The sequence below is a fragment of the Pseudomonas sp. 1121_17 genome (genome assembly GCF_052850745.1).
In genome coordinates this window covers 47,965-68,916 of the sequence record NZ_VXCX01000017.1, presented here as the reverse complement: position 1 = coordinate 68,916, position 20,952 = coordinate 47,965, and the positions used below count along the sequence as shown (strand labels likewise).

22 protein-coding genes are annotated in these 20,952 nt (G+C 63.1%); 6 read left to right on the top strand and 16 right to left on the bottom strand.

Annotated elements, in window-relative coordinates:
- Nucleotide 1: 1 nt before the first annotated feature.
- The 3 genes from FW789_RS22850 to phoB all read right to left on the bottom strand — a co-directional run bounded on the left by FW789_RS22850 (nt 2) and on the right by phoB (nt 3,537).
- Nucleotides 2-1,342 carry a hemolysin family protein gene (locus tag FW789_RS22850; protein ID WP_101322855.1) on the bottom strand — a complete coding sequence of 447 codons (1,341 nt, stop codon included), beginning with the start codon at nt 1,340-1,342 and terminating at the stop codon, nt 2-4.
- 145 nt (nt 1,343-1,487) lie between these two features.
- A complete protein-coding gene (gene phoR / locus FW789_RS22845; RefSeq protein WP_101322856.1) occupies nt 1,488-2,798 on the bottom strand; it encodes a phosphate regulon sensor histidine kinase PhoR in 1,311 nt (436 codons plus the stop codon).
- A 49-nt stretch (nt 2,799-2,847) separates the two neighbouring features.
- The gene (phoB, locus tag FW789_RS22840; protein ID WP_103435541.1) at nt 2,848-3,537 is read right to left on the bottom strand and encodes a phosphate regulon transcriptional regulator PhoB; all 690 of its coding nucleotides are present in this window, start codon (nt 3,535-3,537) and stop codon (nt 2,848-2,850) included.
- Between the two features lie 150 nt (nt 3,538-3,687).
- Here phoB and FW789_RS22835 point away from each other — a divergent pair, with 150 nt between their 5' ends.
- A complete protein-coding gene (locus FW789_RS22835) occupies nt 3,688-4,068 on the top strand; it encodes a COG4315 family predicted lipoprotein (protein ID WP_446432084.1) in 381 nt (126 codons plus the stop codon).
- A gap of 54 nt (nt 4,069-4,122) precedes the next feature.
- Here FW789_RS22835 and ubiA read toward each other — a convergent pair whose 3' ends face one another.
- Both ubiA and FW789_RS22825 read right to left on the bottom strand, forming a co-directional pair.
- Nucleotides 4,123-5,013 (bottom strand): 4-hydroxybenzoate octaprenyltransferase, encoded by an 891-nt coding sequence (ubiA, locus tag FW789_RS22830; RefSeq protein WP_103435542.1) that lies wholly within the window; start codon nt 5,011-5,013, stop codon nt 4,123-4,125.
- On the bottom strand, nt 5,013-5,570 hold the full coding sequence (locus FW789_RS22825) for a chorismate lyase (RefSeq protein ID WP_186700329.1): 558 nt from the start codon (nt 5,568-5,570) through the stop codon (nt 5,013-5,015). Before FW789_RS22825 ends, ubiA begins: the two co-directional genes overlap by 1 nt.
- Nucleotides 5,571-5,741: 171 nt before the next feature.
- On the opposite strand from FW789_RS22825, the gene FW789_RS22820 reads away from it, so the two are divergent.
- The 4 genes from FW789_RS22820 to FW789_RS22805 all read left to right on the top strand — a co-directional run bounded on the left by FW789_RS22820 (nt 5,742) and on the right by FW789_RS22805 (nt 8,153).
- Entirely contained in the window at nt 5,742-5,909 is a 168-nt protein-coding gene (locus FW789_RS22820; RefSeq protein ID WP_101322861.1) for a rubredoxin, read from the top strand.
- Between the two features lie 33 nt (nt 5,910-5,942).
- The gene (locus tag FW789_RS22815) at nt 5,943-7,091 is read left to right on the top strand and encodes an NAD(P)/FAD-dependent oxidoreductase (protein ID WP_186700331.1); all 1,149 of its coding nucleotides are present in this window, start codon (nt 5,943-5,945) and stop codon (nt 7,089-7,091) included.
- A gap of 189 nt (nt 7,092-7,280) precedes the next feature.
- Nucleotides 7,281-7,622: an HU family DNA-binding protein gene (locus FW789_RS22810; protein ID WP_186700333.1), complete on the top strand. Its 342-nt coding sequence runs from the start codon at nt 7,281-7,283 to the stop codon at nt 7,620-7,622.
- A 153-nt stretch (nt 7,623-7,775) separates the two neighbouring features.
- Entirely contained in the window at nt 7,776-8,153 is a 378-nt protein-coding gene (locus FW789_RS22805; protein WP_101322864.1) for a helicase, read from the top strand.
- A gap of 36 nt (nt 8,154-8,189) precedes the next feature.
- Here FW789_RS22805 and FW789_RS22800 read toward each other — a convergent pair whose 3' ends face one another.
- The 6 genes from FW789_RS22800 to exbB all read right to left on the bottom strand — a co-directional run bounded on the left by FW789_RS22800 (nt 8,190) and on the right by exbB (nt 14,902).
- Nucleotides 8,190-9,593 (bottom strand): HDOD domain-containing protein, encoded by a 1,404-nt coding sequence (locus tag FW789_RS22800; RefSeq protein ID WP_446432083.1) that lies wholly within the window; start codon nt 9,591-9,593, stop codon nt 8,190-8,192.
- A 78-nt stretch (nt 9,594-9,671) separates the two neighbouring features.
- Nucleotides 9,672-11,750, bottom strand: coding sequence for an ATP-dependent DNA helicase RecG (gene recG / locus FW789_RS22795; protein WP_101322866.1), 2,079 nt, complete (start codon nt 11,748-11,750; stop codon nt 9,672-9,674).
- Nucleotides 11,751-11,753: 3 nt separating this feature from the next.
- Complete coding sequence (locus tag FW789_RS22790; protein ID WP_186700339.1) at nt 11,754-12,680, bottom strand: LysR substrate-binding domain-containing protein; 927 nt, start codon at nt 12,678-12,680, stop codon at nt 11,754-11,756.
- Nucleotides 12,681-12,773: 93 nt separating this feature from the next.
- Nucleotides 12,774-13,508: an energy transducer TonB gene (locus FW789_RS22785; protein WP_101322868.1), complete on the bottom strand. Its 735-nt coding sequence runs from the start codon at nt 13,506-13,508 to the stop codon at nt 12,774-12,776.
- Nucleotides 13,505-13,933 (bottom strand): TonB system transport protein ExbD, encoded by a 429-nt coding sequence (gene exbD / locus FW789_RS22780; RefSeq protein WP_101322869.1) that lies wholly within the window; start codon nt 13,931-13,933, stop codon nt 13,505-13,507. The genes FW789_RS22785 and exbD overlap by 4 nt, the downstream gene beginning before the upstream one ends.
- A gap of 3 nt (nt 13,934-13,936) precedes the next feature.
- Nucleotides 13,937-14,902, bottom strand: coding sequence for a tonB-system energizer ExbB (gene exbB, locus FW789_RS22775; protein WP_103438676.1), 966 nt, complete (start codon nt 14,900-14,902; stop codon nt 13,937-13,939).
- 190 nt (nt 14,903-15,092) lie between these two features.
- Between exbB and FW789_RS22770 the strand changes: the two genes are divergently transcribed.
- A complete protein-coding gene (locus FW789_RS22770; RefSeq protein ID WP_446432082.1) occupies nt 15,093-15,956 on the top strand; it encodes an NAD-dependent epimerase/dehydratase family protein in 864 nt (287 codons plus the stop codon).
- Between the two features lie 52 nt (nt 15,957-16,008).
- Here the strand turns inward: FW789_RS22770 and FW789_RS22765 are convergent, their stop codons facing one another.
- From FW789_RS22765 to FW789_RS22745, 5 genes are all read right to left on the bottom strand, one after another.
- The gene (locus FW789_RS22765; RefSeq protein ID WP_446432081.1) at nt 16,009-16,740 is read right to left on the bottom strand and encodes a hypothetical protein; all 732 of its coding nucleotides are present in this window, start codon (nt 16,738-16,740) and stop codon (nt 16,009-16,011) included.
- A 60-nt stretch (nt 16,741-16,800) separates the two neighbouring features.
- Nucleotides 16,801-17,181 (bottom strand): RidA family protein, encoded by a 381-nt coding sequence (locus tag FW789_RS22760; RefSeq protein ID WP_101322872.1) that lies wholly within the window; start codon nt 17,179-17,181, stop codon nt 16,801-16,803.
- Between the two features lie 24 nt (nt 17,182-17,205).
- A complete protein-coding gene (gene spoT / locus FW789_RS22755) occupies nt 17,206-19,314 on the bottom strand; it encodes a bifunctional GTP diphosphokinase/guanosine-3',5'-bis pyrophosphate 3'-pyrophosphohydrolase (RefSeq protein WP_101322873.1) in 2,109 nt (702 codons plus the stop codon).
- Between the two features lie 59 nt (nt 19,315-19,373).
- The gene (gene rpoZ / locus FW789_RS22750; RefSeq protein ID WP_101322874.1) at nt 19,374-19,637 is read right to left on the bottom strand and encodes a DNA-directed RNA polymerase subunit omega; all 264 of its coding nucleotides are present in this window, start codon (nt 19,635-19,637) and stop codon (nt 19,374-19,376) included.
- A gap of 256 nt (nt 19,638-19,893) precedes the next feature.
- Nucleotides 19,894-20,769: a LysR family transcriptional regulator gene (locus FW789_RS22745; protein WP_101322875.1), complete on the bottom strand. Its 876-nt coding sequence runs from the start codon at nt 20,767-20,769 to the stop codon at nt 19,894-19,896.
- Nucleotides 20,770-20,952: the final 183 nt, after the last annotated feature.

The window sequence follows — 20,952 nt, the reverse complement described above, 5'->3', positions numbered from 1 at the left end:
GTTATTCCAGCTTGAGCACCTTGGCCAGAACGATCTTGGGCCCTTTCATCTTCTTGATGATGATGCGCAAGCCTTCGACTTCGAGCAGTTCCTCTTCTTCAGGCACCCGATTCAGCGTCTCGTAGACCAGCCCTGCAAGGGTTTCGGCCTCGATGTGGTCAAGGTCAACGCCCAGCAGCCGCTCGACCTTGAACAGCGGGGTATCGCCGCGCACCAGCAGCTTGCCTGGCTGGTAGGCGAGGATGCCGCGCTCGGTCTTGCGGTGCTCGTCCTGAATGTCGCCGACCAGCACTTCCAGCACGTCTTCCATGGTCAGGTAGCCGATCACCTTGCCATCGGCTTCTTCAACCAGCACAAAGTGCGCGCCGCCCTTGCGGAACTGCTCGAGCAGCTGCGACAGCGGCATGTGCCGGGACACCCGCTCGAGTGGCCGGGTCAGGTCGTCTAGGTCGACGCTGCCGGGGATATGGTCGAGGTCGGCCAGCTCCAGCAACAGGTCCTTGATGTGCAGCAAACCGGTGAATTCCTCACGCTCGGCGTCGTACACCGGGTAGCGGCTGAATTTGTGCCGGCGGAACATCGCCAGGATTTCCTTGAGAGGCGCCTTGGCGTCGAGGCTGATCATGTCCTCGCGCGAGTTGGCCCAGTCGACCACCTCCAGCTCGCCCATCTCGACCGCCGATGCTAGTACGCGCATGCCCTGATCGCTCGGGTCCTGGCCACGGCTGGAGTGCAGGATCAGCTTGAGCTCTTCGCGGCTGTAATGGTGCTCATGGTGCGGCCCCGGCTCGCCCTGGCCAGCCACCCGCAGGATGGCGTTGGCGCTGGCGTTGAGCAGGTAGATGGCCGGGTACATGGCCCAGTAGAACAGGTACAGCGGCACCGCCGTCCACAGCGACAACAGCTCGGGTTTGCGGATCGCCCACGACTTGGGCGCCAGCTCACCGACGACGATGTGCAGGTACGAGATAACGAAGAAGGCGATGAAGAACGACACGCCCTTGATCAGCTCCGGCGAGTCGACGCCAAAGTACGCCAGCAACGGCTCTAGCAGGTGGGCGAAGGCCGGCTCACCGACCCAGCCCAGGCCCAGCGAGGCGAGGGTGATACCCAGCTGACAGGCAGACAGGTAGGCATCGAGCTGGTTGTGCACCTTGCGCAGAATGCTGCCGCGCCAGCCGTGCAGCTCGGCGATCGAGTCGACCCGGGTCGAGCGCAGTTTGACCATGGCGAACTCGGCGGCAACGAAGAAGCCGTTGAGCAAGACCAGGAACAGCGCAAAAAGAATCATGCCGAAGTCGGCAAACAGGGAGGTGACGCTGATACCAGGGGAAGGATCCATGATGGGGTTTTACGGGGTCCGTCTGCGAAAATGATGATAAAAAGCCGCCAGCTGTGCCGGCGCAGGACAGCCAATGTAGCGGCTGAGGCGGCAAAAGCAAAGGGGGGGCAGGGCGGCGTTGGTCAGTGCCAGCCACCCGCTGTGGCTATCTGCCCTTGCCGATATCCATCTGCACAGCGGCAAAATGGCAGGTAAAGGTGCTGCCGTGGCCGGGCACGCTGCTGATCTCCAGCCGCGCGCGGTGGCGCAGCAACACGTGCTTGACGATCGCCAGGCCCAGGCCGGTGCCGCCGGTGTGGGAGTTACGACTGGAGTCCACCCGGTAGAAGCGTTCGGTCAGGCGCGGCAGGTGCTTGGCCTCGATCCCCATCCCCGAGTCCTGCACCGACAGGTGCGCGCCCTGTTCATCGGCCCACCAGCGGATGCGGATGTTGCCGCCGTCCTGGGTGTACTTGACGGCGTTGAACACCAGATTGGAGAACGCACTGCGCAGCTCCGACTCGCTGCCCTTGAGGTAGACCCCAGGGCTGGCCTCGAGGCTGATGTTCTGCTGGCGCGGGCCAGACAGTGCCTGGGCATCGGCCTTGATCGCGGTGAGCAATGCATCGACTGCCACGGGCTGGTTGTCCGAGGGGTAGTCGGTGGCTTCAAGCTTGGCCAGCAACAGCAGGTCGTTGAGCAGTGTCTGCATGCGCGAACCTTGCTGGCTCATCTGCTGCAGGGCGCGGGTCCAGCGTGGATTGACGTCTTCGACGTTGTCCAGGAGGGTTTCCAGGTAGCCGCTGATCACCGTCAACGGCGTGCGCAGTTCGTGCGAGACGTTGGCGACGAAGTCTTTGCGCATCTGCTCGAGCAGGTGAATGCGGGTGACGTCGCGCACCAGCATCAGGTGCTCGTTGTTGCCATAGCGGGTGATGTGCAGCTGCACCCGCATGCGGTCGTTGATCGGCGAGGGGATTTCCAGCGGCTCAAGATAATTTTCCGCTTCGAAGTATTCTTTGAAGCGTGGGTGGCGGACCAGGTTGGTTACCTGCTGGCCGCCATCCTGCGGGGTCTTGAAGCCGAGCAGGGTTTCCGCTGCGCGGTTCCACCATTCCAGGTTGCCGTCGCTGTCGAGCATGATCACCGCGTCACGCAAGGCAGCCGTTGACTCCTGGACTCGGTCGATCACTGCCTGCAAGCGCCCGCGCACGCGCTGATCGCGGCGTTGCAGGTGGTAGATGCTGTCGAACACCTCGCCCCACAGGCCGTAGCCGTCGGGTGGTGCTTCGTCGGGTTGATGGTTGCGCAGCCAGTCGTGCAGGCGCAGCAACTGCTTGAGGGTCCAGCCCAGGTACAGCGCCAGGCCGATGGCAAAGCTCCAGCCATAGTAGCCGCTGACCAGGCCGCCAATGATGCAGACGGTGATCAACAGCAGCAGGTGGCGAATCAGGGTCGCATGCCAGTTCTGGTTCAATTGTTACGGTCCTTGTACAACAGTGTGCAGCCAGCTGCGCAGGCGTCGCTCAGCTTTTGGTCGAGAAACGATAGCCAGTGCCGCGCACGGTTTGTACCAGATTTTCGTAGGCCTCACCCAGCGCCTTGCGCAGGCGGCGGATGTGCACATCGACGGTACGCTCTTCGACGTAGACGTTGCCGCCCCAGACCTGATCGAGCAACTGGCCACGAGTGTAGGCGCGCTCCTGGTGGGTCATGAAGAACTGCAGCAGGCGGTATTCGGTTGGGCCCATCTCGGCTGGCTTGCCGTCGATGGTGACGCGGTGGCTGATCGGGTCGAGCAGCAGGCCGCCGATCTCGATTGGCGACTCGCTGTCGCTCGGGCCGGTGCGGCGCAGCACGGCTTTCAGCCTGGCGACCAGTTCCCGCGGCGAGAACGGTTTGGTGATGTAGTCGTCGGCGCCGACTTCCAGGCCCTGGATCTTGTTGTCCTCTTCGCCTTTGGCGGTGAGCATGATGATCGGGATGTCGCCGGTCAGTTCATCACGCTTGAGGCGCCGCGCCAGCTCGATGCCCGAGGTGCCCGGAAGCATCCAGTCGAGCAGGATCAGGTCCGGCTTGCGGTCGACGATAATGGCGTGGGCCTGCTGCGAGTTCTCCGCCTCGAGGCAGTCATAGCCGGCCATTTCCAACGCAACGGCGATCATCTCGCGAATGGGCGCTTCGTCGTCGACGATCAGAATGTTCCTGCCAACCATGCTCTCAACCTCTCCTGAATTGGATGTCTTGGCCCGCATTAGATAACGGAATTATTGCAGTCGTGTGACAAGTCGTGGGCTGCCACGGCAAGTATCGACGGCTGAGCTAGGCTGTAAATCCCAACCCCCGAATAAATACGGTGAAATCCAATGACACGATCAACGCTGAACTGGATGGCCTTCTGCGCGGTTTTGGCGCTGCCGGGGGTGGTCCTCGCCGAGCATGGCGGCATGGGCATGGCCAAGGGCGGCATGCTTGTGGATGACAAGGGCATGACCTTGTACACCTTCGACAAGGACAGCGACGGCAAGTCGATGTGCAACGGCGACTGTGCCAAGAACTGGCCGCCGCTGATGGTCAAGGAAGATGACAAGGCTGCGGCAGGCAAGTGGACCCACATCAAGCGCGACGACGGCAGCATGCAGTGGGCCTACGATGGCAAGCCGCTGTACACCTTCGTCAAGGACACCGAAGCCGGCAAGACCACCGGCGATGGCATGAAGGACGTCTGGCATGTAGCCAAGCCCTGACGGCATCGCCGCGCCCTGTGCGAGCGCCTGACAGCGTTTGCACAGGGCGCGCAGTCAGCCCAGAGCGTAATCCAGCACCACGCCGATAAAGATCAGCAAGCCTGCCCAGTGGTTATGCAGAAACGCCTTGAAGCACGCGTCGCGATCCAGCTTGCGCGTCGACCAGAACTCCCAGGCAAAACACACCAACGCACCCACCAGGCCGAGGTGGAACCAGCCGCCCAGGCCGAACTTGATGCCCGCCAGCAGCAGGCAGGCCAACGACAGCAGCTGCAAGCCAAGAATGATCGCCCGATCGGCCTCGCCAAACAGGATCGCGGTGGATTTCACTCCGATCTTCAAATCGTCATCGCGGTCGACCATGGCGTAGTAGGTGTCATAGCCCACCGTCCACAGCAGGTTGGCGATGTACAGCAGCCAGGCGCTGGCAGGCAGATCGCCGCCGGCGGCGGTGAAGGCCATCGGGATACCCCACGAATACGCTGCGCCCAGGACCACCTGTGGGTAATAGGTGTAGCGCTTCATGAACGGATAGCAGAACGCCAGGGCGACCGCACCGAACGACAACCAAACCGTCTGGGCGTTGGTGCACAGCACCAGCAGGAAACTCACCGCCACCAGCACGGCGAACAGCACCAGCGCCTCGCGCGGCTTGACCCGACCGCTGGCCAGCGGCCGGTCGGCGGTGCGTTTGACGTGGCCGTCGACCTTACGGTCGGCGAAGTCGTTGATGCAGCAGCCGGCCGCGCGCATCAGCACTACGCCTAGGCCAAAGATCAGCACATTGGCCACCGTCGGCGCGCCCTGGCCGGCAATCCACACCGCAGTAAGGGTCGGCCACAGCAACAGGTAGATGCCGATCGGCCGATCCATGCGGCTCAGCTGGACGAAGTCCCAGGCGCGCGGGTGCAGTTGGTTGAGTGATTTCAGCAGTTGCAGGTACATCAGCCGGTTACCTCGCTGGAGGCTTGCCACAAGGCCGGCAGAAACACCTCGGCCACCAGTAGTTGCAGGCCATCGCGCTCGAAGCGCGAGCGCCGGCCCCACAGATTCGCAGCAGCGACTTCAATCGGTAGCCAGTGCTGCGGGTAGCTGCACACCTCGATAGGGTGGCGCACAAAGGCGTGATCGCAGAACAGCAGCTCACCCAGCGAACGGCTGCCCAAGGTTTCCAGGTCTAGCCCACCGCGCTCCAGCGCGCTGCGCCCGGCCACGCTGCGGGCGAATACCCAAGGCTGGCCGTGGCCACGCAGGTACACCTCACGGACCCAGCCCTGCGCACCAGGCTCAAGGCCAAGCGCCAGGCATTCGTCATCGCGCAGCGGCTGCCAGCCCTGGAACAACGGGGTGACACTGAAATGATCGGCGGAAAGGGCAGTCAGGCGGCGGGTCAGCGAGCCTTCATCGAACAGCCAGTCGAGGGTCGGCTGGGCAAGCGTGGTTGCCAGCTGTGGATACGGCAGCCACGCAACAGCGGCTGCTAGCGGGGATTCGTACGACACGTCGGTATGCTTGTTACAGCCAGAGAGGCGCCGAGCTTAGCATGATTGCCTGCGCTGCTTGCATACTGCAGGCTGGGCCAGTAAAAAGCCCGTGGCAGCCGCACGAGCCATAACTCAGCCTGTTGCGTGGCAGCGGCAAGGCCAAGCCTGAACCTGGATGAGGAGCTGTTGATGAAGAAGTGGCAATGCATTGTATGTGGCCTGATCTACAACGAAGCCGAAGGCTGGCCGGATGACGGTATCGCGCCGGGCACCCAATGGCAGGATGTCCCTGAAGACTGGCTGTGCCCGGATTGTGGCGTAGGCAAAAGCGACTTTGAAATGATCGAAATCGCCTGATAGCAACCCTTGGCAACGTAAAAGGAATACGGCATGACCTCCCCAGTAGTGATCATCGGCACCGGCCTTGCGGGCTATAACCTGGCCCGTGAGTTTCGCAAGCTCGACGGCGAAACACCGCTGCTGTTGATCAGCGCTGATGACGGCCGTTCCTATTCCAAGCCAATGCTCTCCACTGGCTTCGCCAAGAACAAGGACGCCGACGGCCTGTGCATGGCAGAGCCGGGGGCCATGGCCGACCAGCTCAAGGCGGAGATCCGTACGCACACGCGCATCAGCGGCATTGATCCTGGGCACAAGCGGCTGTGGATCGGTGAAGAGGAGGTCAAGTACCGTGACCTGATCCTCGCGCTGGGCGCACAGACAGTACAGCTGCCGCTGCAGGGCGACGCGAGCGATGCGGTGTTTGCGATCAACGACCTTGTCGACTACGCCCGCTTTCGCCGCGCTGCGGCAGGCAAGCAGCGCGTGCTGATTCTCGGCGCCGGGCTGATCGGCTGCGAGTTTGCCAACGACATGAGCCTCGGTGGTTTCCAGGTCGATGTGGTTGCCCCTTGTGAGCAACTGATGCCGACCCTGATCCCGGCTGCCGCCGCAGGCGCGGTGCAGACCGGCCTGGAGAGCCTTGGCGTGCGCTTCCACCTAGGCCCCGTGCTGGACCGCCTGCAGCGCGACGGCACTGGCCTGCAAGCGCACTTGTCCGACGGCAGCGTGATCGCCTGCGATCTGGTGGTCTCGGCCATCGGCCTGCGCCCGCGCACCGAACTGGCAGCCGCGGCTGGGCTGGCGGTCAATCGTGGGGTGGTGGTGGACCGTCAATTGCGCACCTCGCACGCCAATATCTACGCCCTGGGTGATTGCGCCGAGGTCGATGGCATCAACCTGTTGTACGTGATGCCGTTGATGAGCTGCGTACGCGCGCTGGCGCAGACCCTGGCCGGCAATCCGCAGGCGGTGGCATACGGGCCGATGCCGATCACCGTGAAGACCCCCGCTTGCCCACTGGTGGTCGCGCCACCGCCGCATGGCCGCACAGGCGTGTGGCAAGTGGAAGGTGACGGCGCCGATCTCAAACTGACCTGCCGCGATGAGGCGGGTGCGCTGCTCGGCTATGCCCTGACCGGTAGCGCCGTCATGGAAAAACTCGCTCTAAATCGGCAGCTCCCGGCGCTTATGGCGTAAATAGCGGGCGTTCTGTCGCTTATGCCGTTGGCTTGTCGACACAATGGCCGTGCTGATACTGGCGCGGTCCCGGTTGGCGTGCCATTCTCACTCGCGTCTGCCGCAGTTTAGAGCCTGCGGCGCCTTGAGCGCTGCCTCCCCTGGCAGCACGGCAATAACAACAAGAATTCCCGTCCAAGAGGCTTCACTATGCGCAAACCAGAACTCGCCGCTGTCATCGCTGAAAAGGCCGATTTGACCAAGGAAAAGGCCAATGAGGTACTCAATGCGATCCTCGACAGCATTACCGGGGCCCTCGACAAGGATACCGTTACCCTGGTTGGCTTCGGCACTTTCGAGAAGCGTCACCGTGGCGCCCGCACCGGCAAAAACCCGCAGACTGGCGAGCCAGTGAAGATCAAGGCCAGCAACACCGTTGCGTTCAAGCCAGGCAAGGGCCTCAAGGACACGGTCAACCCGACCGGCAAAGCGGCAGCACCGGCCAAGGCCACTGCCAAACCCGCTGCCAAGGCTGCCGCGAAGAAAAAGTAAGCGGCTCGTTGCCAGTGGTTGCAGAGCCAATGAACGGGCGCCTTTACGGCGTCCGTTTTGCTTTACATAGGGTAACGGTGGCGGGCTTGTATAAAGTGTTCTGAAAGAGGATAAACTCAGCGCTTTCAGTCACATTACAGTCGAGTCTTGCCGATGAAGTTCCGTTTTATTCTGTGGGCCATGGGCTTGTTGATGGCCCGTGCCAGCCGCAACAATCCGGCGTTCCAGCAGCAGCTGCGGGACAAGGATCTGGTGTTCCAGATGCAGACCCTGGATGGCAAGGTCGCCCGTCACTTCATCGTCAGCAACGAGCGCATCAGCAGCAAGGCCGGGCAACATGCGCAGCCAGCCTTCGCGATTGCGTTCAAGGACGCCGCCTACGGCTTCGCCACCCTGCAGGCCAGCAACAAACAGCTGGCGTTCATGCAGGGGATTCAGGACAAGAACATCCAGATCAAAGGCAATCCAGCGCTGGTGATCTGGTTTCAGGGCCTGATGAAGTACCTGAAACCGCGCAAGCGCAAAGCCTGAGCGAGCGGGGCGCCTGGCGCCCCGGTGCTTGTCAGCTCAATGCGCAGGGTGGAACTGCGAGGCCAGTTCGCGCAGCAGCGCTTCGGCTTCGAGCACCTTGCTGACGACATCTTCGGCCTTTTCGCGGCTCAGCCCCAAACGCTCGAGCAGGGCATCGGGGATTTCTTCCTGCGGCCCTGAGCCAATCCCGCGCGAACGCAGCAGGCTGGTCGCCAGGCAGACCAGGTTGGGGAACACCGCCAGTTCGCCATCGTAGTCAGGATCGTGCTGGAAGCGCAGCGCGTTGGACAGCTCTTCAGGCATGTCCCACAGCTTCATCAGCCACGCGCCGATCTGCTCACGGCTGATGCCGAGCAGATGCTGTTCGATGTAGGTATGGCTCAGGTGCGGGTTGACCTCCAGATGGCGGCAGATCAGCGAGAAGTGCGGCGGGAACACGTGCGCCAGCAGTAGGTAGCCAAAGTTGTGCAGCAGCCCGGCGAGGTAGGTCAGGCCAGCTTCCGGGCGCTCGGCGCGGGGCATGGCGCGGGTCAGGCCCTCGATCACGGCAGCGGTGTAGATGGACTGCTGCCAGTACGGCGTGGCTTGCTGCGGGTGGTCCTTGGGCAGGCTCAGGGTCTTGCCCAAGGCCAGGCCCAGCGCCAGGTTGATCACCAGATCAAAGCCGAGCACACGCACGATGGCGTCTTCTACCGAACGAATCTTGCCAGGTGAGGCGTAGTACGGCGAACCGGCCCAACTGACCACTTGCGCGGCCAGCGCCGGGTCGGTTTCGACCACACCGGTGATGTCGTCGATGCTGGCGTTGGGGTCGACCCGCAGCTTTATGATCTTTTGCGCCGTGTCGGCCAGTGGTGGAATTTCGATGGTTTCTTCCAGGCGCTTCTGGATCCGCCGCGCGGTGAACGCCTGCACCGCCTGGGTGATCTCGTGGGGATCATCGTCAGGACGGTTGAGGTTGGGCTGGATGTCCGCCACGGTCTGGCCGAACTTGCCTGCGCTGGCCTTGCCCAGCATGCGCTTGAACGCGCCGCGCTCGATCTGCAGCAGCAGGCCGCGTTCGCCCGACTGGATCAACAGCGCCTCGGCATCGAGCAGGCGTTCGTCATACAGACAGGGCGAGCTGGTCAGGGCCGGCAGGGCAGGCAGCGCTTTGAGTTTGTGCTTGTCGAGCATCTGGTTCAGGCGCGTCAGCGGCACGGCGTGCAGCTTGCGCCCGGTCAGCTCGGCGAGGCGATTGAGGTCCAGCAACTGAGTGTGCGGGAACAGCACCAGCAGCGCGCCGATTTCGTCATCGAGCAGCACCGCTTGAACACGCGAGGCGGCAGGCAGGGACGGATGCTCCGGCACCTCCTTGTAAGCTACGCCGAGCTTGTCCAGCAGTTGGCGGATAACAGACGGTGCTTGCGGGGATGCGGCGTCCAGGGCTGCTTCAGTCATTAGCTGGATCCAATAGTTTCTTTAAACGCGAAGTATAACCAGTCTGAACGGCAGGCTGGTTGCGTAGTGGGACTTGTGTCACACCTGACCATATTGCTGGCCATGGCGCAGCCAGCGATCGAGCAACGGGCTGACGTGTGCCGGCCAGCGCGTGAGCAGCGCCTGGGCGGCGTCGCGCACGGCTGGCAGCAAGTCGGCGTCGCGCATCAGGTCAGCGACCTTGAACTGTAGCAGGCCGGTCTGGCGCGTCCCGAGCATTTCGCCAGGGCCGCGCAGTTCGAGGTCTTTCTCGGCGATGACGAAACCGTCGTTGGTCTCGCGCATGATGCCCAGACGCTCGCGGCCGACCTGCGACAACGGCGGGTGATAGAGCAACACGCAGTGGCTGGCGGCGCTACCGCGGCCGACCCGCCCGCGCAGCTGGTGCAGCTGGGCCAGACCAAGCCGCTCGGGGTTTTCGATGATCATCAGGCTCGCGTTGGGCACGTCGACGCCGACTTCGATTACCGTGGTCGCCACCAGCAACTGCAGGTTGCCGGCTTTGAACTCGGCCATCACTGCAGCTTTTTCGGCTGGCTTCATGCGCCCGTGGATCAAGCCCACGCGCAACTCGCCCAGGGCTGCGCCGAGGTCTTCGAAGGTGCTTTCGGCGGCCTGGCAGGTCAGCTCTTCGGATTCTTCGATCAGCGTGCAGACCCAGTACGCCTGGCGCCCTTCGGCGCAGGCGGCGCGGACCCGTTCGACCACCTCGAAGCGGCGGCTGTCGACCACCAGCACGGTATTTACCGGGGTGCGGCCGGGCGGCAGCTCATCGAGCACCGAGGTGTCGAGGTCAGCGTAGGCGCTCATGGCCAGCGTCCGCGGGATTGGTGTGGCGGTCATGATCAGCTGATGCGGGCATTGCTCGCCGGCCACGCCTTTCTTGCGCAAGGCCAGCCGTTGCTGAACGCCAAAGCGGTGCTGTTCATCGATGATCGCCAGCGCCAGATGCTTGAACTTGACCTCATCCTGAAACAGCGCGTGGGTACCGACCACCATCGGCGCGCCGCCGGCGATCTGCTCCAGGGCGCTGACCCGGGCCTTGCCCTTGAGCTTGCCGGCGAGCCAGGCGACTTCGATGCCGAGCGGCTCCAGCCAGCGCTTGAAGGTGATGAAGTGCTGCTCGGCGAGGATCTCGGTGGGTGCCATCAGGGCTACCTGGTAACCGGCTTCCAGCGCTTGCAGGGCAGCCAGGGCGGCGACCACGGTCTTGCCCGCGCCGACGTCGCCCTGGACCAGGCGCAGCATCGGCTCGGGTTGGCTAAGGTCGTAGGCGATTTCATTGCCGACCCTTTGCTGGGCACCGGTGGGGTTGAACCCCAGGTTGGCCAGGTACTGCGCAGGCAGCCGGCTGGCTTTGGGCAATGCCGGCGCGCGCAGGCTGCGCAAGCTCTCGCGCAGGCGCTGCTGGGACAGCTGGTGAGTCAGCAGCTCTTCGAAGGCGAGGCGGTGCTGAGCCCAGTGATGACCCACCGCCAGCTCTTCCAGATCAGCATCGGCGGGCGGGTTGTGCAGGTAGCGGATCGCTTCGTCGAGCGGCGCCAGTTGATAATCGTTTGCCAGCTCCGGCGGCAGCCAGTCTGGCAGGCTGCGCGGGCCGAGCATGGCCAGGCTTTGCTGGCACAGCTGGCGCAGGCGCTGCTGGGTCAGGCCTTCGGTGGACGGGTAGATCGGGGTCAGGGTCTGCTCGACCGGCGGCGCCGGCTCGCTGCCGTTGAGGGCGCGGTATTCCGGGTGGTAGATCTCCAGCCCCGAAGCACCTGGGCGAGCCTCGCCGTAGCAACGTACATGAGTGCCGCGCTTGAGGGCTTCCTTCTGCGCATTGCTGAAGTGGTAGAAGCGCAAGCTCAGCACGCCGGTGCCGTCGCCCAAGCGCACCACCAGGCTTCGGCGCTTGCCCATGGTCACGTCGGCGCCACTGACCACGCCTTCGATGACCGCGTCCTGGCCTGGGCGCAGTTGGCCGATCGGCACTACGCGGGTGCGGTCCTGATAACGCAGGGGCAGGTGGAACAGTACGTCCTGCAGGTTCTCCAGGCCGACCTTGGCAAGCTTTTCAGCCATTGCCTCGCCGACGCCCTTGAGTTCAGTGACCGGTACCTTGGACAGCTCGCTCATGACTCAGGCCGACTGTTCCACGGGTGGCTTGACCACCGAACACAGCCGGATCGAGTCGGCCAGGATCTCGATCGCCTTGGGCCGCGGGAAGCTCGCGCGCCAGGCAATCGCCACCGTGCGGAAGGGCGTCGGTGCGGTCAGCGGGCGCACTTCGATGATGCCTGGTGCGTAGTGATGGCTGTGCACCGCCGACAGCGGCAGAATCGAGACGCCCAGGCCAGAGGCGACCATGTGGCGGATGGTTTCCAGCGAGCTGGATTCGACCGTGGTGTGCTTGGAGCCGTCGTTGCCCTTGGCCAGGGTCGGGCAGGCTTCGAGCACCTGGTCGCGGAAGCAGTGGCCTTCACCGAGCAGCAGCAGGCTCTTGTCGTTGAGCATGGCCGGGTCGATGGTCTTGCGTGCGGTCCACGGGTGATCCGCCGGCATCAGCGCGCAGAACGGCTCGTCGTACAGCGGCAGGGTCAGCACGTCGGCTTCGTTGAACGGCAGGGCGATGATCACTGCGTCCAGCTCGCCGTTGCGCAGTTTCTCGCGCAGCACGTGGGTGAAGTTTTCTTCGATATACAGCGGCATCTGCGGGGCGACCCGGTGCAGCTGTGGAATCAGATGCGGGAACAGGTACGGGCCGACGGTGTAGATCGCGCCGACCTTGAGTGGTGCGGTCAGCTGGTTCTTGCCGGCCTGGGCCAGTTCACGGATACCTTGCGCTTGCTCCAGGACCTTCTGCGCCTGGGCGACAATGGTTTCACCGACCGGAGTCAGGCGAACCGCGCTCTTGCTGCGTTCGAAGATCAACACGCCAAGCTCGTCCTCGAGCTTCTTTACCCCGACCGACAGGGTCGGCTGGCTGACGTGGCAACGCTCGGCAGCATGGCCGAAGTGCTGCTCTTGGGCGAGGGTGACGATGTAGCGGAGTTCAGTGAGGGTCATAACGTGCGTCCATGAAGTTGCAGCCCCAGCATAGCGGCTGCAATTGATAGACGCACGTTATCAGACTTGCGCTTTTGTGACAGAAACAAAGTGTCAGCGTTTATCCAGCGAGTAGACGAAGGGTGCTACCACTTCGATCGAGCCATTGGTCAGCAGCTCTGCCGGCGGCTTGGGCAGCGAGCCCGCTCGGCGGATCATTTCCATGGTCGCTCGGTCCAGTGCTGCGCTGCCTGAACCACCGGCCAGCGAGTAGGACAACACCTTGCCGTCGGCGTCGACCACGAAGCGCAACCGGTTGATGCCTTGCAGGCCACGCCGGCGGGCGTCTTCAGGGTACCGCTTGTACTTGGCCAGGTGACGCAACAGATCGCTCTGCCAGGTCGGCAAGGCCTTGCTGTTGGAGGCGATGCTTGGCGCTGGCGCTGCCGATTTCTGCGGTGGCGTATTGCTCGGCGGCGTATCGACTACCTGCTCATCGGCCGGTGGCGCTTCCTTGGGCGGCTCAGGCTTTTTCTCGGGCTTGGGCGGCTGCGGTTTGGCCTTCGGCTTGGGCGGCTTGGCAATCGCGATTTTCGGTTTTGGAGCCTCCACCAACTTCGGTAGCGGCGGCTCTTCGACCGGAGTCGGAGGCTGCGGAGCGACCTTGGGCGGTGGTGGTGGCGCTGGCTCAGGCAGCGGTGCCAGCTCGACCATCATCGCTGCCGGGGGCAGCTCGATGGCCTGAGGCACCGACCAATTGAGCGTCAGCAGCACAGCGATGGCATGGACACCCAGCACGATCGCCAAGCTGCCGCTGTAACGCGCCAGTTTGTGCCGCGTCTTGATCATTTTTTGGCTGCCGTCTCGAGACCTACCAGACCGACCTTGAGGTAGCCGGCCGCGCGCATGTTGTTCATCACTTCCATCAGGTCGCCGTAGTCCACGCCTTTATCGGCCTGGAAGAAGATGGTGGTCTCCTTGTCGCCCTTGGTCTTGGCGTCGAGCATCGGGCCAAGCTGGCTGGGCTGAGCAACCATATCGTCGCCGACGTACAGCTTCTGGTCGGCCTTGACGCTGACAAACACCGGTTTCTCCGGCCTCGGCGCCGGTTTGGCGGTCGAGGCGGGCAGGTCGACCTTGATGTCGACGGTGGCCAGGGGAGCTGCGACCATGAAGATGATCAGCAGCACCAACATCACGTCGATGAACGGCGTAACGTTGATTTCGTGGTTTTCGGCGAGGTCATCGCCACCTTCGTTAAGATGCAGGCCCATGGCTTACCCCACTTTCACCATGTGCGGGGCGACGCGTTCGCCACCCTGGTGGTCGAGGTCGCGGCTGACCAGCAGCAGGACCTGCGCCGAAGCGTCGGACACCTGTGCGCGGTAGCCAGCGATGGAGCGCGCGAAGACGTTGTAGATGACCACTGCCGGGATGGCCGCAACGAGGCCCAGAGCAGTCGCCAGCAGCGCTTCGGCGATGCCGGGTGCAACTACTGCGAGGTTGGTGGTCTGGGTCTTGGCGATGCCGATGAAGCTGTTCATGATGCCCCATACGGTACCGAACAGACCTACGAACGGCGCGGTCGAACCAATGGTGGCGAGCACGCCGGTACCGCTGCTCATGTTACGGCCGCTGGCGGCAACCAGGCGTTCGAGGCGGAAGCTGACGCGCTCCTTGATGCCTTCTTTTTCGCGAGCGTTGGCCGACAGGCGCATTTCTTCGAGGGCGTCATGCACCAGGGTGTGGGCCAGGGTGCCTTCCTTGTTGGACGCTTCAGCAGCTTCCTTGAGGCTGGCAACGCGCTTGAGCGCTGCGATTTCGCCGCGCAGGCGGCGCTTGGCGCCCATCAGCTCGAAGCCTTTGGCGATCCAGATGGTCCAGGTGATGATCGAGGCGATGGCCAGGCCGATCATCACGATTTTCACGACGATGTCGGCGTTCTTGTACATGCCCCATGGCGACAGGTCGTGGGCCATGCCCAGCGAGGTATCTTCGACCAGCGGCTGCACGTTGTCTTCGGCAGGTGCCTGAGCTTGCCCTTCGGCAGGTGCGGCGGCTGGGGCCTGGCCTTCAGCGGCGGGCGCAGCAGGCGCGGTAGCGGCAGCTGGGGTGGTGGCAGCGGTGGCGTTTGGCTCATCAGCCATGGCGACAGGGGCCAGTACCAGGCTGAACATCAGCGCGGCAATGGCGCGCCAGGCGCGCGACTGGGTTGGCGAAGCGGAGGGTTGAGTACGAGTCATGCTGGCCGGACCTGATGAGTAAAATGAGTTGACGTTCACCACGGCCCCGAGGCAGGCCGAGAACAGATAGGTCGCCATTATTGCAATTAATTCTTGTTAACAAAAGTAATACAGTATCTTTTTTTTACCTTTGTCTAGCCGTTGATCGCGCAATCCGGCTAGCCTGATCCTTTATCAGTGGAGCTCAATGATGTCGGAATTGTCTGCTTTGATCGTCGGCTGCGGCGATGTCGGCGGCCGATTGGCCCTGCAACTGCTTACCAGTGGCTGGCATGTGAGCGGCCTGCGGCGCTCGATCGATCAATTGCCGGAAGGCGTCCAGCCCGTCGCAGCTGACCTCACTGATGCGCAGATTCCTGCGCCCTGGCCTGAGCGTGCACCTGACTATCTGGTGTACTGCGTAGCTGCCAGCCAACATGACGAAGCCGGTTATAAGGCGGCTTACGTCGATGGCCTGCGTAATGTGCTCAGTTGGTTGCAGGCGCGCGGGCAACAGCCGCGGCGGCTGCTGTTTGTTTCCAGCAGTAGTGTGTTTGCTCAGCAGGATGGCCAGTGGGTCGACGAAACGGCGCCGACCGAGCCTACGGGTTATTCCGGAAAAATCATGCTTGATGCCGAGAGACTGGCACACGACAGTGGCATTCCCGCCAGCGTGGTGCGCCTGACCGGCATCTACGGGCCGGGCCGTGAGTGGCTGCTGAGCCAGGTTCGCCAGGGCTACCGGGTTGCCCAGCAGCCGCCACTGTATGGCAACCGGATTCACGCTGAGGACGCAGCGAGCCTGCTGGCCTATCTGCTCGACGCGGATGCCCGTGGCATTACCTTGGAAGACTGCTATATCGGCGTCGACGACGACCCGGCGCCGCTAGCCGATGTGGTCGCCTGGCTGCGCGAGTACCTTGGCGTTACCGAGTGGTCGGACGAACAGCGCGTGCGCCGCACCGGCAGCAAGCGCTGCAGCAATGCCCGGGCGCGAGCGTTGGGTTGGGCGCCGGTGTATCCGAGTTACAAGGAAGGCTATGCGGCGATTTTGCGGGGGTCAGCCAAGCCTTAGGGTGGACCCAGTAATCGCTGGGGCCGCAATGCGGCCCCAACGCCACCGACTATCAGCTACGTTCCAGCAACCACTGCCGCGGCCCGGGCGCCAGCTGCGGCATCTCGTCCGGCTGGGCGCGGTTGATAGCCTGGAAAATCTCCAGCTGGTCACCGCTGTGTTTGAAGATAAACGGCGCACCGCGTTGATCGCGCTCTAACCACAGGCTGTCGTTGGCGCCGCCCATGGTCGCGCAATCGCCACCTAGGCACAGTGCGTAGCGATTCGGCCCGGGCAGGCCGGTTACGCTGCCGGTGTCGCTGAACTGCACGGTCTCACCTTTGCCGGTGCCTTCAATGATCTTCCAGTTGCCACCCAGATACGCGCCATATAGCGCCTTCTCGAAGGTGCTGCCGACCGGCGTATCGGCCGCGGCTGGCGTCAGCGCCTTGCTGAATGCCTGCTCTTTGCCTTCGGTAACGGTAACCAACTCCTTGCCTTTGAGCTGCAGCGGCGCGCTTGGGCCGCCGTCGAAGTCGACTTGCCATTGCTTGTCGCTCAGGCGCAGGCGGCCGTTGACGTTCTCGTAGCCGTTATAGAGGTAGCTGGCCTGTTGGCTGGCGACGTCGACACGGACTTCCGACACCGGGCCGTTGGCTGCCAGCGCCTGGCGCAGGCTGCCACCTTTGGCGGCGTCGTCGATGGCTGCCTGGTTGATCCAGGTGCCGTTGTAGTCTTCAGGTTTGTGGCTGGAGCAGCCGCCCAGAATCAGGGCTGCCAGCGCGAGGGGCAGGGCGTGACGCATGGTGGGGAGACCTTCAGGCAGAGAGGAGGGTGACGGGCAGGGCGCCCGTCACCTCAGGCATCACTCGATGACGAGGATGGCGTCCATTTCGACCTGGGCGCCCTTGGGCAGAGCTGCCACGCCGATGGCGGCACGCGCCGGGTAAGGCTGCTCGAAGTAGCGGCCCATGACTTCGTTGACCTTGGCGAAGTGGCTCAGGTCGGTCAGGAAGATGTTCAGCTTGACGATGTCCTTGAACGAACCACCGGCAGCTTCAGCCACCGACTTGAGGTTCTCGAACACCTGAACGGTTTGCGCTTCGAAGCCTTCGACCAGCTCCATGGTGGTCGGATCCAGCGGGATCTGGCCAGACATGTAGACAGTGTTGCCGGCCTTGATCGCCTGGGAGTAAGTACCGATGGCGGCGGGGGCCTTGTCGCTGGTGATGACGGTCTTGGTCATGGTGACTCCTTGCGGTTGGCGGATTTACGCACGCATGCGGGTGATGCGGACCACGCCGGTCAGGGTGCGCAACTTCTTGATCACACGAGCCAGGTGCACGCGGTCGTGCACGCTGACGACCAGCTGGACCACGCTGATGCGGCCATCGCGTTCGTCCATGCTGATTTTCTCGATGTTGCCATCGGCGGCGTTGACGCTGCTGGCCAGCAAGGCAATCAGGCCGCGCTGGTGCTCAAGCTCGACGCGCAGCTCGACGTTGAATTCGCCGGTGACATCCTTGGCCCAGGACAGCTGCAGGCACTTCTCCGGGTTGTGGCGGATTTCACTGATGTTGCGGCAGTCTTCCAGGTGCACGACCATGCCTTTGCCGGCCGACAGATGGCCAACGATCGGGTCGCCCGGGATCGGTGTGCAGCATTTGGCGTAGCTCAGCACCAGGCCTTCGGTGCCGCGGATGGCCAGCGGGCCTTCCGGGCTTGGCAGCTGTTCGCCTTCGGCCGAGAGCAGCCGACGGGCGACCACGTAGGCCATGCGATTGCCCAGGCCGATATCTTCGAGCAGGTCTTCGATGACTTCCAGGCGATACTCGTTGAGGATCGGCTGGATACGTTCCTGCGGGATCTTTTCCAGGCTGCTGTCGAAGCCGGTCAGCACCTTGTTCAGCAGGCGCTCGCCAAGGTTGATCGACTCGGAGCGGCGCTGCTGCTTAAGCGCGTGGCGGATATGCGTGCGCGCCTTGCCGGTGACCACGAAGTTGAGCCAGGCCGGGTTCGGTCGGGCGCCTGGGGCGCTGACGATTTCCACCGTCGAGCCGCTCTGCAAGGGCTCGGACAATGGCGCCAGGCGGCGGTTGATGCGGCAGGCGATGCAGCTGTTGCCGACGTCGGTGTGCACCGCGTAGGCAAAGTCGACGGCGGTGGAGCCTTTGGGCAGCTCCATGATCCGCCCTTTCGGGGTGAACACGTAGACCTCGTCCGGGAACAGGTCGATCTTCACGCTCTCGATGAATTCCAGCGAGTTGCCGGCACGTTGCTGCAGCTCGAGGATGCCTTTGACCCACTGACGGGCGCGGGCGTGGCTGCCCTTGGGCTGCTCTTCCTCGTTGGACTTGTACAGCCAGTGCGCAGCGATGCCGTTGTTGGCCAGCTCTTCCATTTCGCGGGTGCGAATCTGGATTTCGATAGGAACGCCGTGCATGCCGAACAGCGTTGTGTGTAACGACTGGTAGCCGTTGGCCTTGGGGATCGCGATGTAATCCTTGAAGCGCCCCGGCAGTGGCTTGTACAGGTTGTGCACAGCGCCGAGCACGCGGTAGCAGGTGTCGACCTTGTCGACGACGATGCGAAATGCGTACACGTCCATGATCTCGTTGAAGGCGCGACGCTTGCCGCGCATCTTCCGGTAGATGCCATAGAGGTGTTTCTGGCGACCGCTGATCTCGCCCTGGATGCCGTCGCTGCCGAGGCAATTGGCCAGGGACTGTTCGATCTTGGCGACGATTTCCTTGCGGTTGCCGCGGGCGCGCTTGACTGCCTGGTGGATGCGCGCCGAGCGCATCGGATGCATCGCCTTGAAGCCAAGGTCTTCGAACTCTACGCGCACATTGTGCATGCCCAGGCGGTTGGCAATCGGGGCGTAGATCTCGAGGGTTTCCTTGGCAATGCGTCGGCGTTTTTCGCCCGACAGCACTTCCAGGGTGCGCATGTTGTGCAGGCGGTCGGCGAGCTTGACCAGGATCACGCGGATATCCCGCGCCATGGCCATGGCCATCTTCTGGAAGTTTTCGGCCTGGGCCTCGGCCTTGGTCTCGAAGTTCATCTGGGTCAGTTTGCTGACCCCATCGACCAGCTCGGCCACCGTCTCGCCAAACTGCTGGCTGAGGGCTTCCTTGGCGATGCCGGTGTCTTCGATCACATCGTGCAGCATGGCCGCCATCAGGCTTTGATGGTCCATGTGCATGTCGGCGAGGATGCCGGCGACTGCCAGCGGGTGAGTCACGTAGGGTTCGCCACTGCGGCGGCGCTGCCCATCGTGCGCCTGTTCGGCGTAAAAATAGGCTCGGCGAACCAGGTTGACCTGGTCCGGACCGAGGTAGGTCGATAGCCGTTCGGCGAGGGTGTCTATGCTCGGCATGGGTATACCTCCTGCCGAGGAAGAAGTCCGGTTGCCGCGCGACGTCGACCTGGCATCAATCAGACAGCCTCGTTGGACTCGTCCTCGAACGCGGCGAATACCGGATCTTCGGTGACGATCTCTTCGGCAGCCAGAAATTCGTTGGTGATGATGCCTTCAGCGATTTCGCGCAGGGCAACAACGGTAGGCTTGTCGTTTTCCCATGCAACGCGTGGCTCTTTACCACCGGTGGCCAGCTGACGGGCGCGCTTGGTGGAGAGCATGACCAGCTCAAAGCGGTTATCCACGTGTTCCAGGCAGTCTTCTACAGTTACGCGGGCCATGGTCTTCCTCAGTAGCAATGCGGTAGGGCGTACAGCCCATAATGGGCGGTGGACTGGGTAGTTTAAAAAATCACCAGCCAATAGGGAAGGGCTGTTTTATAGCCAGCCTTGCCCGTCAGCCCTGAAACTGCCCCGATCATGCCGCTTTGGCCTGGCCCGCAAAGGCCCGCCCGCAGCGCGAAAGCACCGTTTCAGACGCCTCGATAGCGCTGACGATAACGGTTTCCGGGGCAGCAATACAACAGCCGCAAACGGCTTATCGCAACAATGCTGCGCGCAAATGTGGGGTCAGCTCCTCAAACAGCGTCTGCACCGAACGCAGCGCACGGCAATCGGGGCGTGTCAGCAGCCACAACTGCGTGTCGCAGCCTGCCAGCGGTGCGCTCAGCGCCTCGACATCAGGCATGTCGTGGACCATGTAATCGGGCAGCGCCGCCACGCCCAGGCCGGTGCTCACCAGCTGCGCGATGGTCGACATGCCGCTGCACTGGTAGCGCGGGTTCAGGCCGGGATACTGCTGGTTGCGCCAGACCACCGTGGGGTGGTCCTGCATGGAGTCATCCGGCGCGATCCAGGCCACGCTGCTGACCGACTGCTCGAGCCGTTCGCGCAGGCTGGCATGGCCGCAGATAACGTAGGAGGTCGAGCCCAGGCAGCGCCCGACCAGATGCTCCGGGGGGGTGTTGGTCAAGCGCAGGGCGATGTCGGCGTCGCGCCGGCTGAGGTTGGCGAAAGTGTTCGAGGTGCCCAGCTCCAGCGACAGCGCCGGGTAGTTGGGCATGAACGTCGCCAGTGCCGGCAGCAGCAGGCTGTGCAAAACGGCCTCGGTGCAGGTCAGACGCACCGTGCCGCTGACCACCTGCTCACCGCTGGTCAGGGCAATCCTTGCCGCTTCCAGTGCCAGCTCGGCACGTTCAGCCTGCTCGGCCAGGGCTTGGGCAGTGTCGGTCGGCAGGTAGCCTTTGCGGCTTTTGACGAACAGCGCGGTGCCCAACGCCGACTCCAGGCGGCGAATCGAGCGGAACACCGTCGAAACGTCGACTTTGAGTAGCTCTGCGGCCTTGGCCAGCGAGCGCCCCCGCTCCAGTGCCAGAACCAATGAAAGGTCGGCATGAGTAATCTGATATTGCATTGGTGCACGCTCTGCTTGCCGAAATGCCAATGTCTGTTGCGTTGAGGCCATTTTATAGTGAAACGGCCTGCGGGAATCAATGCACCCCGTCGGGCCGACAATCCCCACGATGGGACAGTGAAAAGAACAACAGCAGCATCCATCGTCGCCCATGAGGCGCCAGCCGTATCTCTCCACATCGCC